Source organism: Streptomyces sp. NPDC086549 (assembly GCF_044746205.1).
In the GTDB taxonomy this organism is placed as follows: domain Bacteria; phylum Actinomycetota; class Actinomycetes; order Streptomycetales; family Streptomycetaceae; genus Streptomyces.
In genome coordinates, this window is the sequence record NZ_JBIVBS010000016.1 from 212,766 (window position 1) to 228,072 (window position 15,307).

Sequence of the window (15,307 nt, forward strand, 5' to 3'; positions counted from 1 at the left end):
TGCGGTGGGTCAGCTGGTCGTGACGGCGGTGTCGTCCACGACGAAGCTGGTCTGCAGCGAGGAGTCCTCCACGCCGCTGAACTTCAGGGTGACCGTCGAGCCCGCGTACGAGGACAGGTCGAAGGTCTTCTGGGTGTAGCCGGTCGCGGCATTGAGGTTCGAGTACGTCGCCAGGGTCGTCGAACCGGCGGTCACCGTCAGCTTGTCGTACTGGGTGCTGGTGGTGGTCTCCGCGGTGTCGATGTGCAGGTAGAAGGTGAACGAGGCCTTGCAGCCGCTCGGGATGGTCACCGACTGGGACAGCGTGTCGGTGTGCGTCGAGCCGTACCCGTCGAGCCAGGCCTTGTACGAACCGCCGTGCGCCGACTCGCTGCTGGAGTTGGTGATGACGCCACTGGTGGCGGTCCAGGTGGTGTTGCCCGACTCGAAGCCCGCGTTGCCGAGGAGCTGGGCCGAGGTGCAGGTTCCGCCGCCGCCGCTGGAGCTCACGGTCCAGGTGAAGGAGGCCGTGCCGGTGGCGCCGGTGGAGTCGGTCACCGTGACGGTGGTGCTGTAGGTGCCCGCCGTCGTGGGCGTACCGGAGATCAGGCCGGTCGAGCTGCTGATCGACAGGCCGGTCGGCAGGCCGGTCGCCGCGTAGGTCAGTGAGCCGCTGTTGGTGCTGCTCGCCGAGACCTGCAGGCTCACCGCGGTGCCCACGGTCGAGGACTGGCTGCCCGGGTTGGTGACCGTGACACCCGAGGTGGGCACGGTGATGTGGCTGCCGACGTTGATGCCGGCGAAGGCGTTGCCGACTCCGGCGTACTGGGTCGAGCTGGTGCCGTACAGGGCCGCGGCCGCGTTGAGGGCGGCGGTGCGGGCGCCGGCGTAGTTGGTGCTCGACGTCATGTACGTCGTCAGCGCCTTGTACCAGATCTGCAGGGCAGCGTCCCGGCCGATGCCGGCGACGGCGACGCCGTCGGAGGTGGTGCTGGTGTAGGTGACGCCGTTGATGGTCTTGGTGCCGCTGCCCTCGGAGAGCAGGTAGAACATGTGGTTCGCCGGACCCGAGGAGTAGTGCACGTCGAGGTTGCCGACGCCGGAGTACCAGCTGTCCGCGGACGAGCCGTCCTTGCTGGGCTTGTCCATGTAGCGCAGCGGGCTGCCGTCACCGTTGATGTCGATCTTCTCGCCGATGAGGTAGTCGCCGACGTCGGTCGAGTTGTTGGCGTAGAACTCGACGCCGGTGCCGAAGATGTCGGAGGTCGCCTCGTTCAGGCCGCCCGACTCGCCGGTGTAGTCGAGGCCCGCCGTGTTGGAGGTGACGCCGTGGCTCATCTCGTGGCCGGCCACGTCGAGTGAGGTCAGGGCGTGGGTGCTGCTGGTGCCGTCGCCGTAGGTCATGCAGAAGCAGTCGTCGTCCCAGAAGGCGTTGACGTACGCCGTGCTGTAGTGGACGCGCGAGTAGGCGGCGACGCCGTCGTTCTTGATGCCGCTGCGGCCGAAGGTGTTCTTGTAGAAGTCCCAGGTCATCTGGGCGCCGTAGGCCGCGTCGGCGCCGGCGGTCTGGGTGTTGGAGCCGGAACCGGTGCCCCAGACGTCGTCGGAGTCGGTCATCAGTGTGCCGGTGCCCGACGTGCCGTTGTTGAGGGTGTACGTCTTGTGGCCGCCGCGCGTGGTGTCGTACAGCTGGTACGTCGAACCGGACAGCGTGGTGTTCAGGGTCACCGTGCCGCTGTACTGCGTGTTACCGGTACCGGTCTCGATCGCCTGGTACCGGTGGAGCTCCTTGCCCGTGGTGGCGTCGGTGATGACGTGCAGCTTGCTGGGCGTGCCGTCGTCCTGGAAGCCGCCGATCACCGTCTCCCAGGCGAGCTTCGGGGTGCCGGTGCCTGCCCAGATCACCTTGCGGGCGCTGTCGGCGGCGGGCTTCTTGGCGTCGAGGGACCTGGCCGTCCCGAGGGCCTTGGTCTCGGCGGCCGCCTTGGTGAAGGTCGCGGTGGTGGAGGCGACCTTGAGGGTGTGCTTGTTGTTGAAGGTGGTGCTCACCGTGCCGGTGGCCAGGGAGGCGGGCGGGGTGTGCACGACGAGGTCGCCGCCGAGGACGGGGAGGCCGGCGTAGGTGCGCTCGTAACGGGTGTGCACGGTGCCGTCGTTGTCCTTGACGACGTCCCTGACGACGAGCTTCTCCTTGGCGCCGAGGCCGAGGGTGCGGGCGGTCGCGGTGGTCTTCTGCTGGGCGCTCTTGATCAGTGCGCCGCGCTGGGCCGGGGTGAGCTTCGCCTCCAGACCGCCGGTGCGCAGCGGACCGGGGTGGGGGGTGGCGGGCTGGGCGGTCGCCGGGACGGACTGCATGCCGACGGCGAGGAAGGCCGCGGCCGAGACCAGCGCTGCTCCGACCGCGGAGCGTCTGTGGGGAAGGCGTCTCACTCGAACTCCTCCTGCTGCGGCCGCCGGGTCGCGGCCGGTGACAGACCGGGCAGACGGGGTGTGCTGTCCGGGACGAGATGAGCTGTGCGGGAGCGTGATCCGTGAACGGACCATGGGGAACGCTGTGGGGGGTCGGAGGGAGAATCTCAGCATTGACCCAGCCATGTCAGTACCGTCGGTAACATTCAAGGGTTTTCCCTATGGCGGACCTGGCTCGGCGACCCGCCGGCCGCGACGGTGACGCGGTCAACAATCCCCCGCCGGCAAGCCCTTGGCAGGTCATGTGGCGGGCGTTGCTACGGTTCACGCCGTGTCTGACTCTTCACGCGATACCGCAGAAGGCGCCGGCTGGGGCGCCGCCGAACCGGGCCGTTACAAGCAGCTGATGCCGCACCACGTCGAGAAGTTGTCGTGGCTCGATCCGAGGGCGCTGTGGGTCGCCCGCAACGGGGTGGTCGCGTCCTGGTTCGGTGACCCGACGGGCCGTACCCGCAGCCGCCTGGCGGCGCAGCGGGCGGCCGCCGGCGCTCCCGCCGACAAGGTGATCCGGCGGGAGGATCCGGACCGGTTCTCCTTCATGGTCGTCGGCGACACCGGCGAGGGCGGCGACTCCCAGTACGCAGTCGTGCCGGGCTTTCTGAAGGTCAGTCAGGACACGAGATTCGCGGTGATCGCGAGTGATGTGATCTATCCGGTCGGCACCACCGACGACTACGGCACGAAGTTCTTCCGGCCGTACCAGGACTACCGAGCGCCGGTGTACGCGATACCCGGCAACCACGACTGGTACGAGGACCTCGGCGGCTTCATGCGCGTCTTCTGCGACGACGCCCCGCCCCTGGCCCCCGAGCCGGCCCCCCGCACGCTCAGCCGTGCCTGGTGGCGCGCGCTGCTGTGGCACAAACCGCGGGCGACGGACGAGCAACTCCTCGCCGAGGCACGGAAGTTGCGCTCGGCGCCCGCCCAACAGGCCGTCCAGCCGGGCCCGTACTGGGCGATCGACGCGGGACCTGTGCGGATCATAGGCATCGACACGGGTCTGCTGGGCACGATCGACGCCGAGCAGGGCGCGTGGCTCCGCGAGGTGTCACGGGGACCCCGCCCCAAGATCCTCGTCACCGGCTCCCCGCTGTACGTGGACGGCGAGCACCACCCGTGCGCCATCGAGGGCGGCGGCACCGTGGACGACATCGTCCGCGACCCCGCCCACCACTACGTCGCGGCGATCGGCGGTGACATCCACAACTACCAGCGCTATCCGGTCGACGTGCACGGCCGCACCATCCAGTACGTCGTCTCGGGCGGCGGCGGGGCCTTCATGCACGCCACGCACACCATCCCCCGGGTGTCGATAGCCGGCGTCACCGAGGAGGACTTCCGCTGCTATCCGCTGCGGGGCGACTCGCTGGCCTTCTACAGCCGGCTGTACGGCCGCCGGCTGCGCCTGCGCCGCTTCTTCACCCTCACCGCGGCCGAGGCCACGGCCGTCATCGCCGAACGGCTCGGCATCAAGCCCGGCCGCGCGCCCGGCCCGGAGACCCGCGTCACCCGGCGCACCCGGCTGATCGCCAGCCTGCTCGGCGCCGGCGGCCGGCCCGACCGGACCTCCCGGGTCCGGCTGCCGGTACGGAAGATCTACACGCAGCTGTTCTCGCCGGGTTCGGTGACCTACAGCCCGCCGTTCTTCAAGTGCTTCCTGCGCCTGGACGTCACCCCGGAGGCGGTACGGCTGCGCTGCTTCGCCGCGACCGGCAAGCGCGCGCAGGAACTGGACCCGCCGGTCGAGGACGAGGTCACCATCCCGCTTTTCTGATCACACGGCTGCAATGTTCGCCTGTCAGAATCGGGGCAGCGCCGATGTAAGACCGCCGGAGGAGCCCGTGCCGCCCACCCCACGCCCCTTGCGCAAGCTGGGCTTCCTCACCATCGGCCTGTTCGACGGTGCGGATCCGCGGCCGGGCCACGAGTCCACGCTGGAGATCATCGAGCTGGGCGAGCGGCTGGGCTTCGACAGCGCGTGGGTGCGTCACCGCCATCTGCAGTACGGCATCTCGTCCCCCGTCGCCGTTCTGGCGGCGGCCTCGCAGCGCACCAGCCGCATCGAACTCGGCACCGCGGTCATCCCGCTGGGCTGGGAGAACCCGCTGCGCCTCGCCGAGGACCTGGCGACCGTCGACATCCTGTCCGGCGGCCGTCTGAACCCCGGTGTGAGCGTGGGCCCGCCGATGCACTACGAGCAGGTCAAGGAAGCCCTGTACCCGGACACGGCCGAGGCGGAGGAGTTTGGCTACGAGCGGGTGCGACGGCTGCTGGACTTCGTGCGGGGCGAGCCGGCGACCGACTTCAGCGGTGTCGAAGGCTTCGAGGTGTTCTCCGACGTGGTCCAGCCGCACTCCCCCGGGCTCGGGCGTCGCCTCTGGTACGGCGGCGGCAGCCTGAGCTCGGCGCGCTGGGCGGGCGAGCACGGGATGAACTTCCTGACCAGCAGCGTCGTCAAGGCGGAGGGCACGGAGGGGCCGGTCGACTTCGCCGAGATCCAGCTCTCCCACATCCGCGAGTTCCGCGCCCACCACCCCGACGGCGAGGAGGCCCGCGTCTCCCAGGGCCTGGTCGTCATCCCCACCGACTCCGCCACGCCCGAGCAGCGCGCCAGGTACGAGGCCTACGCGGCGAAGCGGCTGCCCCGTACGACGACTCCGCAGGGCCCGGCGCGACTGCTGTTCGCGCCGGACCTGGTGGGCACCTCGGCGGAGATCGCCGAGCGGCTGCACGCGCACGCCGGGTTCCGGGAGGCCGACGAGGTGGCGTTCGCGCTGCCGTTCACCTTCGAGCACGAGGACTACGTACAGATCCTCACCGACATGGCGACCGGGCTGGGCCCGGCGCTGGGATGGCGGCCCGCCGCCTGACTCACCAGCGGCCCGCCTCGGTGCCGGTGAGCGGCTCGGACGGTCTGCCGTCCACGCCGACCGGCACGTCACCGGTGAGCATCACCCGGTGCATGGTCCGGGGAAAGCCCAGGTGGGCGTTGTCGCCGGGGGCCAGGTGGATGGTGGCCCGGTTGTCCCAGAAGGCGACGCTGCCGGGCTCCCAGCGGAACCTGACCGTGTACTCGGGCCTGACCGCCTGCTCCAGCAGCATCTCCAGGAGCGCCGCGCTCTCCGGCCGGGACACGTCGACGATCTGCTCGACGTAGTAGCCGTTGACGAACAGCACCCGCTCCCCCGTCTCCGGATGCACCCGCACCAGCGGGTGGACGGAGGCGACCTGATGGTCCAGGAGGTGCCGCAGGTACCCGTCGTCGCCGGGCCGCGCCTGATAGCCGACGCCGAGCCGGTGTTCGGCCCGCAGCCCGTCGACGAAGGCCCGCACGGGGGCGGACAGTCCGGCGTACGCGGCGGCCAGGTTGGACCAGGTGGTGTCGCCGCCGTACGGCGGGACGGTCTCGGCGCGCAGGACGGTCGCGGCAGGCGGGTCGACGCGGGCGCCGTGGTCGCAGTGCCAGCCGCGCAGCAGCGTGTGCCGGCGCCGTCTCAGCCACTCGTCGTGGTCCATGCCGAACCGTCCGCCCAGTTCCAGCCGGTCGGCCGTGGTCTCCACCTCCGGGAAGCCGGGCGGCGAGGCGCTGCCGCGCCGCCCGAGGACGACCGGTTCACCGAACCTGCGCGCGAACGCCACGTGCGAGGCGTGGTCGAGCTTCTGGTCGCGGAAGAAGACCACCTTCCAGCGCAGCACCGCCGCCCGGATCTCCGCGACCACAGCGTCGTCGATCTCCTCCGCGAGATCGACCCCGGTGATCTCGGCTCCGATGTGGCCGGCGACCGGCTTCACCTCGATCCCCGCGCCCCGCTCGGCCCCGTCCACCGTGTCCCCCTCCGCCGTGCCCCCGTACACCGTGCCCCTGTCCGTCGTCATGCACGCTCCGATCCGGTGCCGTCCGTCCCTGTGAGGGTGACACGATCCGCCCCGGTCGCGGTGAGGCTGCCAAGGATGTCCAGCAGTTCGGCGCTGCGGCTGCCGGGCTCGGCGTGGAAGACGACCAGGGTGAGGCCGTCCGTGCCGTCCATGGACAGCTTGTTCGAGTGCAGGTCGAGGTCGCCGACCTGCGGGTGGGTCAGGTGGCTCACCCGGCCGCGCCGGGGCCGCACGTCGTGCCGGGCCCACAGCAGACGGAAGCGCTCGCTGCGCACGGACAGCTCGCCGACCAGGTCCCGCAGCCGCGGGTCGTCGGCGTCCGCCCCGGCGTGGGCCCGCAGGGTGGCCACGCCCTCCTCCGTGAGGTCCTCCCAGTCCCGGCGCAGCTCCCGCTCGGCCGGATCGAGGAAGACGGCCCGCAGCAGGTTGACTCCGGGCGCGTAGTTCGGAGTCAGCGCCCGCGCGAGGGCGTTGGCGGCCAGGCAGTCGGTGTACCGGTTCTGGACATAGGCGGGGTTGCGGGTCCAGCCGTCGATGAGCTGGAGGATGCCGACCGGCACCTGCTCCTGTCCGCGTGCCGGCCGGGCGCGGGCCAGGCGCCGGGCGTCGGCGGGCCGCTCCTGGACCAGGCCGACGAGGTACGCGGTGGCGTCGGCGTCCAGCCGCAGCACCCTGGCGATGGCCTCCAGCACCTGGACGGACGGGTTGCGGTCGCGGCCCTGCTCCAGCCTGAGGTAGTAGTCGGAGCTGATGCCGGAGAGCATCGCGACCTCCTCGCGGCGCAGTCCCGGCACCCGGCGCAGACCGCCGCCGGGCAGTCCCACGTCGTGCGGCCGGACCAGCGCCCGGCGGGCCCGCAGGAACTCCCCCAGCGCGTTCGTTCCGTCCATGCCACCACCGTACGGCCGGGTCGCGCGGGGTGAGTGGCCCTGCCACTCCCAGGATCAGGGGGACACTGCCGTCGCCCGTGCCGCCGGCGCAGGGTGGGCGCCGAGAGCGGGCCGCCGGATCGACGGCCCGCCGCGACGGACAGCACGAGAGGTACGACATGTCTGCAGCGCTCGGCGGAACCTTCACCCCGGTCGACGGTCTGGCCCTGACCCGCATGGGCTACGGCGCCATGCAGCTCGCGGGGCCGCACGTCTTCGGTCCGCCCAGGGACCGGGACCGGGCCGTCGCGGTGCTCCGCGAGGCGGTGGCGGCGGGCATCACGCACATCGACACCGCCGACTTCTACGGTCCCGTGGTCGTCAACGAGATCATCAAGGAGGCCCTCCATCCCTACCCCGAGGGCCTGCGCATCGTCACCAAGGTCGGTGCCCGCCGCGGTGCCGACGGCGCCTGGATCATGTCCCGGCACCCCGCGGACCTGACGGCGCAGGTCCACGACAACCTGCGGCACCTCGGCCTGGAGACCCTGGACGTGGTCAATCTGCGCCTCGGTGACATGGACACCCCGAACGAGGACTCGATCGCCGACCAGTTCGGCGCGCTTGCCGAGCTGCGGCAGCAGGGCCTCATCCGCCACCTCGGGCTCAGCACCGCCTCCGCGGCGCAGCTCGACGAGGCCCGGACCATCGCGCCCGTGGTCACCGTGCAGAACCTGTACAACCTGGCCAACCGGCAGGACGACGCCCTGGTCGAACGCACCGCGGCCGAGAACATCGCCTTCGTCCCGTACTTCCCGCTGGGCGGCTTCACCCCTCTGCAGTCCGAGACGCTGACCAGGGTCGCCGCACGGCTGAACGCCTCACCGCAGCAGGTCGCCCTGGCCTGGCTGCTGCGGCGCTCGCGGAACATCGTGCTCATCCCGGGCACTTCCTCGCCGGAGCACCTGCGCGAGAACATCGCCGCCGCGGGCCTGGTCCTGCCCGCCGACGCGATCGCCGAGCTGGACGGCATCGGGCGGCAGGGCGGGAGCTGATCCCGCGCGGAAGCCGGCCGACCCCACCGGATCGACCGGTTCCGCCCCCAACTGCCCCTCCGGGCCTTTATGTTCACGGCGGTACTCGATCTACGTCTCTTCGTCCCAGGAGGCCTTTCGCATGCGCAACGCGCTCCGTACCGCCATAGCCGGGGCGGTGGTCGCCGGCACCGTCCTGGCCGGCGGCACCGCCGACGCCACGCCCGCCGGCCCGGGCGTCACCGGACGGGTCATCAGCCGGACCACCGTGGGCGGCACCGACTACGTCCTGCGGGAGGTGACGATTCCGCCGGGGCAGACCACCGGCTGGCACTACCACGACGGCCCCGTCTACGGCTACGTCAGGCAGGGCACCCTCACCCACTACCACGCGGACTGCGCCCAGGACGGCCTGTACCGGACAGGCACCACCGTGTACGAGCCGGGCGGGCCGGGCGACGTCCATCTCGGTGCCAACCGGGGCGACAAGCCACTCGTCCTCGACGTCCTGTACGTCCTGCCGCACGGCGCCCCGTTCTCCGAGGACGCGCCGAATCCGGGCTGCTCCTTCCAGTGACGACCGCATCGATGATCAACGGCGTCGCTCCGTGATCACCGCCGCCGTTCCATGATCACGTACCGGGCAGCGGCTGTTCGGCCCAGATCGTCTTGCCGCTGCCCGTCTGCCTGCTGCCCCAGCGCTGGGTGAGCTGGGCGACGAGGAGCAGACCGCGGCCTCCCTCGTCGAAGGCGTGCGCCCGGCGCAGGTGCGGTGAGGTGGAACTGCCGTCGGAGACCTCGCAGATGAGCGCGCGGTCCCGGATCAGCCGCAGCTGGATGGGCGGTACGCCGTAGCGGATGGCGTTGGTGACGAGTTCGCTGACCACGAGTTCGGTGACGAAGACGGTCTCCTCCAGCCCCCAGGCGGCCAGTTGCTCGGTGGCCGCCTGGCGGGCGACGGCCACGTGCGCGGGATCGGGCGGGATGCCCCAGGTGGCCACCCGGTCCGCTCCGAGGGCCCGGGTGCGGGCGAGCAGCAGGGCCACGTCGTCGCCGGGCTGCTCCGGGAGGACGGCCTTCAGCACGTTGTCGACGAGGGCCTCCAGCGAGTCGGCCGGTGCCGTCAGCGCACGCAGCATCTCCTCCGTCGTCCGGTCGACGTCGCGTTCGCGGTCCTCCACGAGGCCGTCGGTGTACAGCGCGACGACCGCTCCCTCGGGCAGTTCCAGTTCGGCCGCCTCGAAGGGCAGCCCGCCCACGCCGAGCGGTGGCCCGGCTGTCACGTCGACGAGCTCGGCGGTGCCGCCCGGCAGGACGAGGGCCGGTGCGGGGTGGCCGGCCGCGGCCAGGCTGAGGCGGCACGAGACCGGGTCGTAGACGGCGTACAGACAGGTGGCGCCCAGCTCGGCCACCTCCTCGCCGCCGTCCCCGGCCGCGAGGTGGGTGACCAGGTCGTCCAGGTGGGTGAGGAGCTCGTCCGGGGGCAGGTCCACGTCCGCGAGGGTCCGCACGGCCGTGCGCAGCCGGCCCATGGTCGCCGACGACTGGATGCCGTGCCCCACGACGTCGCCCACGACCAGGGCGACCCGGCTGCCGGACAGCGGGATCACGTCGAACCAGTCGCCGCCGATGCCCGCCAGGGACCCGCTCGGAAGATAGCGGTGGGTCACGTCGACCGCCGCCTGGCCGGGCAGTCCCCTCGGCAGCAGGCTGTGCTGCAGGGCCAGGGCGGTGGTCCGCTCCTTGGCGAAGCGGCGCGCGTTGTCGATGCAGACGGCGGCGCGGCTGGCCAGTTCCTCGGCGAACACGGCGTCATCGGCGACGTAGTCGTCCGGGTGTGCCATACGGACGCACGCCGCGACGCCGAGGGTGATGCCGCGGGCCCGGAGCGGCACCGCGATCATGGAGTGGACGCCCTGGCGGTAGGGTCGGCCCTCGGGCGAGCGGGCGTCGCGCTCCGCGAGCCACTGGACGAATCCCGGCTCGCCGGCCTGGCAGAGCACCGCCCGGCCCTCCCGCAGCGCTCGCGCCGGCGGCGAGGACGCCTGGTAGAGGTGCGTCTCGCCGAGGTGCACCGCCGCGCCCAGGACGCCCTCCCTGGTGGAGCCGTGAGCGACGCGGCGCACCACGACGTCGTCCACCGGGACCATGGGCAGCTCGTCGGCCCCGAGGACCCAGTCGAGCAGGTCCACGCTGGCGAAGTCGGCGTACTTCGGTACGAGGAGCTCCACCAGTTCCTCGGCGGTGCGCACCACGTCCAGGGTGGTGCCGATGGTGGTCGCCGCCTCGTTCAGCAGTGCCAGCCGCTTGCGGGCCCAGTACTGGTCGGTGCTGTCGAGCGCGGCCAGGGCGACCGCGGTCAGCTCGCCGGAGGAGTCCTTCACGGGCCACATCTCGACGCTCCAGGCGTGGTCCCGGTTCAGGGCGGGCGCGTTGCTGAAGGCCTCGTAGCGGACCGGCATGCCCGTCTCCACGACCTGGCGCAGATGGCGCTGGAAGCCCCGGCTGTGCTCGGCATCCTCCACGCTCTCCATGAAGAGCCGGCCGACCAGCCCCTCCTCCGACACGCCCATCTCCTGGCAGGCCGCGTCGTTGATGCGCAGGTAGCGCTGGCGGGTGTCGAAGACCTGCATACACATGGACGCCTGCTGGAAGACCTGGCCCGCCAGCGCGGGCTCGGCTCCCCGGGGCCGGTCGGCGGTGACCACGTGTCCGGTGGGCCGGCCGTCCGGGCCGAGCACGGGGCACGCGGTCAGCGCGAGCTCGACGCGGTGGCCGTCCCGGTGGCGCAGGGCGACGACACCGGCGCGTGCGGCGACGGTCCGCTCCGGCACCTCCCCGTCGAGGAGTCCGGCCGCGGGCCGCCCCACGACCTCCTCGGCACGGTGGCCCGTGAGCAGCCGCGCGCCCTCGCTCCACCCCGTCACGATGCCCAGGGCGTCGATGATCGCCGCGGCCGCGACATGCTCCATACGCCCCAGGATGATCCCTTTGTTCCGGCGCATCAAGCGCGAACGCGGCTCCCCTCACCCCCGCCGGGTGCGCAGTACGGCCAGCGCCCGGTCGGCATGGGTGCCCATGCGCAGTTCGCTGCGGACGACCTCCAGGACCGTGTGGTCCTGCGCGATGACGAAGGTGGCACGTTTGGTGGGCGCGAGGGAGAAGCCGCGCTTCACACCGAACCGCTCCCGGACCGTTCCGTCGGCGTCGGACAGCAGGGGCATACCGAGCGTGTGGCGCCCGGCGAACTCCTGCTGGCGCTCCACGGAGTCACCGCTGATCCCGACGGGCCGTGCTCCGACGGCGGCGAACTCGGCCGCCAGGTCACGGAAGTGGCAGGCCTCGGCGGTACAGCCGGCGCTCAGCGCGGCGGGATAGAAGAACAGCACGACGGGCCCGTCGGCGAGCAGCTCCGACAGCCTCCGCGTCGTGCCGGTCTCGTCCGGCAGCGCGAAGTCCTCCATCTTGTCGCCGACGTCGACACGCTCGCTCACGACCGGCCCTCCCCGTTCCGCGCGACACCACGGGCCCACAGCACCAGGGGCACCTGGAGCGGCAGCCGCGCGATGGCCGCCGCCTTCAGCGGTGCGGGGCGGTGCCGCCAGTCCACGGCCATCTGCACGTTCGCGGGGAACACCCCGACGAAGAACGCGGCGGCGGCCCGCGCTGCCGCCGCCCGGGTCCGCGGCAGCGCCACGCCCGCGGCGAGCGCCAGCTCCATCACCCCGCTCGCGTATGTCCACGTCCGGGGCGAGCCCGGCAGCATCCTCGGAATCGTCGCATCGAACTGCCGGGGAGCGGCGAAGTGGGCGACCCCCGCGGTGGCCAGCAGACCGGCTAGCAGCAGGGGTGAGCGTTCGGACCGGGGCACGGTTCCTCCTCTGACGACCTGGCCGGATATTACTGGACGGTAGGCGTCGCGGGAATCAAGGTCCCCGGGTTCGCGGGCCGCGTTCGCGCGGCCCGCGACACCGTCGTCCGGTCACCTACTCCAGGTAGAAGGTCGCGTCCGCCTCGCCGAGCGTGGTGCTGATCGGCTGGATGTACAGGAGGCTGTTGTAGTGGCGGACGTAACGGCCCGGGTAGTTGTACGACTCCAGGGAGACGCCGTCCGCCGAATCGGCGAGGCCGGAGCGCCGGTAGAAGGAGGCGTCGCTCTGGAAGCCGGCGGTGCCGTCGTTCTTCTCGACCCAGACCTCGAAGTTCTTGTGGCGGAGGTAGTAGCCGGGGTAGTTCGTCGACTCCAGGGAGATCGTGCCGCTGCCCGCGAGGCCGGTGACGACCCGGAACTGGGAGTCGGCGAGGTTGGTGACGTTCGCCTCGATCTTCGCGCGGAAGTCCCAGTGGCGGATGTAGCGGTCCGGGTAGTTGTACGACGAGAGGCGGACCGGGGTGACGCCGTCGGCCACCGGGATGCCGAAGTTGGGGGTGCCGTCGGCGTTCCAGTAGATCTTCTGCAGACGGGTGCGGCGGTTGGGGTCGTTGAGCGGGTCGCCGGTGATGTCCTTGTAGTTGCGGTCGTGGTAGACGAGGATGTCGGACTTCCCGTCCTCGGAGACCGTGAACGAGTTGTGGCCGGGCCCGTACTGCGAGGCCGAGGCGTTGGTCTTGAAGACCGGCTGCTGGCTCTTGGTCCAGGAGGCGGCGTCCAGCAGGTCACCGGAGGCGGACGCGGTGAGCATGCCCAGGCAGTAGTTGGCGTCGGTGGCGCTGGCCGAATAGGTCAGGAAGACCTTTCCGCCGTGCTGGATGACCGCCGGGCCCTCGTTGACCTTGTAGCCGACCGTCTCCCAGGACAGGGTGGGCTGCGATATCTCCACCGGTGTGCCGCTGATGGTCCATGGGTTGGCCATCCTGGCGATGAAGAGGCTGGTGTTGTTGTCCTCGCCGGGGTTGTGCTGTGCCCAGGCGAGATACCGGACCCCGTTCACGACGAAAGTGGTGGCGTCGAGGGAGAAGCTCTCCCACTCCGTCGTGATCTGCCCCTTCTCGGTCCAGGTTCCGGTCAGCGGGTTGGCGGCGCTGGTCTCCAGGACGTACATCCGGATCGCCCACACATCGCTGGTGGACCCGGCGGCGAAGTAGACGTACCACTTGCCGTCGATGTAGTGGATCTCCGGCGCCCAGATGTGCGCGCCCATCACGCCGCTGGCGTGCTCGGTCCAGATGGTGGTCTCGGGGGCGGTGGAGAGGCCCTGGAGGGTGGTGGCCCGGCGCAGCACGATCCGGTCGTACTCGGGGACGGTCGCGGTGAAGTAGTAGTAGCCGTCGGTGTGCTTGAAGATGTGCGGGTCGGCGCGCTGTTCGACGAGGGGGTTGGTGAAGGTCACGGCGGGTGAGGTGGGGGCGGCGGCGTGCGCGGGGGTGGCGGTGACGAGCAGGGCGAGTACGGCGAGGACGGCTGTCAGCACCCGTCCGACGATGCGTTTCACGGAGATCGGTCTTCCTCTCTGTCGGTGGAGCGGGATCAGGTGGTGGGCGTCAGGCGCCACTGCTGGCAGGTGTTGTCCAGCCAGGTCCACTGGCGTACGTCGCCGCCGTCGGCGGCGGAGCAGTCGGCGACGTCGGCGACCTTGCCGCTGTTGGCGTTGACGATCCGGACGTAGTCGCTGCCGGTGTAGATCAGGCGGTACTTCTGGCAGTTGTTGTTCAGCCAGGACCACTGCCGGATGTCGGCTCCGTCGGCGGTGGAGCAGTCCGCGGTGTCCAGGACCTTGCCGGTGGCGACGTTGACGAGGCGGCTGGTGTCGTCGCCCTGGTCCTCGACGTGCCACTTCTGGTTGGCGCCGCCGTTGCACGTCCACTGCAGGACATTGGTGCCGTCCGCGGTGTTGCCGCCCGCGACGTCCAGGCACTTGCCGCTGTTGCGGTTCACGAGCGTGTACGCCGTCGGGGTCGTGGCGGTCTCCTCGGCGGGTCCGGCCAGTGTCGTGCCGGTGGCCGTGGGGGTGCCGAAGTCCGGGGTGCCGTCGGCGTTCCAGGTGAACTTCTGGGCCCGGGTGGTGCGGGCGTTGCCGCAGCCGCCGCTCGCCGAGCTGTTGGCGTGGTAGACGATCCAGTTCTCGCTGCCGTCCGGCGAGGTGAAGAAGCCGTTGTGGCCCGGGCCGTACACGCCCTTCGCGTCGTCGCGCTGGAAGACCGGGGACTGCGACTTCGTCCAGGAGACGGGGTCGAGCGGGTCGCTGCCGGTGAGTTCCAGCAGGCCCAGCTTGTAGTCGGCGGTCTGGCAGTAGCTGGCGGAGAAGGTCAGGAAGGTCCGGCCGTCGTGGTACAGCGGCTCGGGGCCCTCGTTGACGGGGGCGCCGGAGGTCTCCCAGCTCAGCGTGGGCTGCGAGATGACGGTGAAGGCGGAACTGCTCAGGGTGTACGGATCGCTCATCGGCGCGATGACCAGGCTCTGCGCGCTGCCGCCGACGAATCCGCTGCCGACCAGATACAGCTTGCCGCCGTACTCCAGCACGCTGGGGTCGATGAGCCAGCCGCCCGGGGTGAGGTTGGAGCCGGTGAGCGTGTTCTTGTAGGTGTACGGCCCCATGGGGTCGGAGCCCGCGCTCTCCAGCACATGGGTGCGCTGGGTGTCGCAGCAGGCGGCTCCGGCCTGCCCGGCCACGTAGTACAGGTACCAGTGGCCGTTGAAGTAGTGGAACTCCGGAGCCCACATGTTGGCGTTCCGCCCGGCAGTGGAGTCGGCCCACACCTGCACGCTCGGGGCGGTGGCCAGCCCGGCGAGCGTCGGGGACTTCCGCATGGTGAGCTCGCCGGTGAAGGTCGTGTTGATCAGGTAATAGCTGCCGTTGTAGTACTCCAGCCAGGGGTCGGCGCCCTTCTGCGCCTTGACCGGGTTGGTGTACGGGCGGCCCTCGGCCGCGGCTGCGGGCTGCGTGGTCACGAGCGACGCGAGCACGGCCAGCAGCGCCGCTCCGAGCACGAGCCAGTGACGGGTTCGGAACACGGTCAGTAGTCCCTTCCGGCGGCTTCTTGTCCGAGATCGTGCGGGATTTCGAACAACGTACGGAACTTCGACCAGACGGTAAGGGTGTGGCAAGAACACGTCAATGGGTCGGGAGAGTTGAGCTGAAC

Annotated in this window: 12 protein-coding genes; 4 read left to right on the plus strand and 8 right to left on the minus strand. The window is 70.9% G+C overall.

What is annotated here, in order from left to right; genetic code table 11:
* Nucleotides 1-9 precede the first annotated feature (9 nt).
* The gene (locus tag ACIPSA_RS38910) at nucleotides 10-2,334 is read right to left on the minus strand and encodes a M4 family metallopeptidase (RefSeq protein WP_402643838.1); all 2,325 of its coding nucleotides are present in this window, start codon (nucleotides 2,332-2,334) and stop codon (nucleotides 10-12) included.
* Nucleotides 2,335-2,719: 385 nt separating this feature from the next.
* On the opposite strand from ACIPSA_RS38910, the gene ACIPSA_RS38915 reads away from it, so the two are divergent.
* Together ACIPSA_RS38915 and ACIPSA_RS38920 are read left to right on the plus strand one after the other, a co-directional pair.
* Nucleotides 2,720-4,222, plus strand: a complete 1,503-nt coding sequence (locus ACIPSA_RS38915; protein WP_402643720.1) for a metallophosphoesterase family protein — start codon at nucleotides 2,720-2,722, stop codon at nucleotides 4,220-4,222.
* Between the two features lie 67 nt (nucleotides 4,223-4,289).
* Nucleotides 4,290-5,318, plus strand: coding sequence for an LLM class flavin-dependent oxidoreductase (locus tag ACIPSA_RS38920; protein ID WP_402643723.1), 1,029 nt, complete (start codon nucleotides 4,290-4,292; stop codon nucleotides 5,316-5,318).
* A 1-nt stretch (nucleotide 5,319) separates the two neighbouring features.
* Here the strand turns inward: ACIPSA_RS38920 and ACIPSA_RS38925 are convergent, their stop codons facing one another.
* Together ACIPSA_RS38925 and ACIPSA_RS38930 are read right to left on the minus strand one after the other, a co-directional pair.
* Complete coding sequence (locus ACIPSA_RS38925) at nucleotides 5,320-6,324, minus strand: TauD/TfdA dioxygenase family protein (RefSeq protein WP_402643725.1); 1,005 nt, start codon at nucleotides 6,322-6,324, stop codon at nucleotides 5,320-5,322.
* On the minus strand, nucleotides 6,321-7,214 hold the full coding sequence (locus ACIPSA_RS38930) for a helix-turn-helix domain-containing protein (protein ID WP_402643728.1): 894 nt from the start codon (nucleotides 7,212-7,214) through the stop codon (nucleotides 6,321-6,323). The genes ACIPSA_RS38925 and ACIPSA_RS38930 overlap by 4 nt, the downstream gene beginning before the upstream one ends.
* A 158-nt stretch (nucleotides 7,215-7,372) precedes the next feature.
* On the opposite strand from ACIPSA_RS38930, the gene ACIPSA_RS38935 reads away from it, so the two are divergent.
* Nucleotides 7,373-8,248, plus strand: a complete 876-nt coding sequence (locus ACIPSA_RS38935; protein WP_402643730.1) for an oxidoreductase — start codon at nucleotides 7,373-7,375, stop codon at nucleotides 8,246-8,248.
* Between the two features lie 121 nt (nucleotides 8,249-8,369).
* A complete protein-coding gene (locus tag ACIPSA_RS38940) occupies nucleotides 8,370-8,804 on the plus strand; it encodes a cupin domain-containing protein (RefSeq protein ID WP_402643732.1) in 435 nt (144 codons plus the stop codon).
* Nucleotides 8,805-8,859: 55 nt separating this feature from the next.
* Here the strand turns inward: ACIPSA_RS38940 and ACIPSA_RS38945 are convergent, their stop codons facing one another.
* The 5 genes from ACIPSA_RS38945 to ACIPSA_RS38965 all read right to left on the minus strand — a co-directional run bounded on the left by ACIPSA_RS38945 (nucleotide 8,860) and on the right by ACIPSA_RS38965 (nucleotide 15,179).
* Nucleotides 8,860-11,199, minus strand: a complete 2,340-nt coding sequence (locus tag ACIPSA_RS38945) for a SpoIIE family protein phosphatase (RefSeq protein WP_402643733.1) — start codon at nucleotides 11,197-11,199, stop codon at nucleotides 8,860-8,862.
* Nucleotides 11,200-11,253: 54 nt separating this feature from the next.
* Nucleotides 11,254-11,691 carry a peroxiredoxin gene (locus ACIPSA_RS38950; RefSeq protein WP_402643840.1) on the minus strand — a complete coding sequence of 146 codons (438 nt, stop codon included), beginning with the start codon at nucleotides 11,689-11,691 and terminating at the stop codon, nucleotides 11,254-11,256.
* Nucleotides 11,692-11,717: 26 nt separating this feature from the next.
* Nucleotides 11,718-12,098 (minus strand): DoxX family protein, encoded by a 381-nt coding sequence (locus tag ACIPSA_RS38955; protein WP_402643734.1) that lies wholly within the window; start codon nucleotides 12,096-12,098, stop codon nucleotides 11,718-11,720.
* A 115-nt stretch (nucleotides 12,099-12,213) separates the two neighbouring features.
* Nucleotides 12,214-13,659: a family 43 glycosylhydrolase gene (locus tag ACIPSA_RS38960; protein WP_402643736.1), complete on the minus strand. Its 1,446-nt coding sequence runs from the start codon at nucleotides 13,657-13,659 to the stop codon at nucleotides 12,214-12,216.
* Nucleotides 13,660-13,694: 35 nt separating this feature from the next.
* Nucleotides 13,695-15,179: a family 43 glycosylhydrolase gene (locus ACIPSA_RS38965; protein WP_402643738.1), complete on the minus strand. Its 1,485-nt coding sequence runs from the start codon at nucleotides 15,177-15,179 to the stop codon at nucleotides 13,695-13,697.
* Nucleotides 15,180-15,307 lie beyond the last annotated feature (128 nt).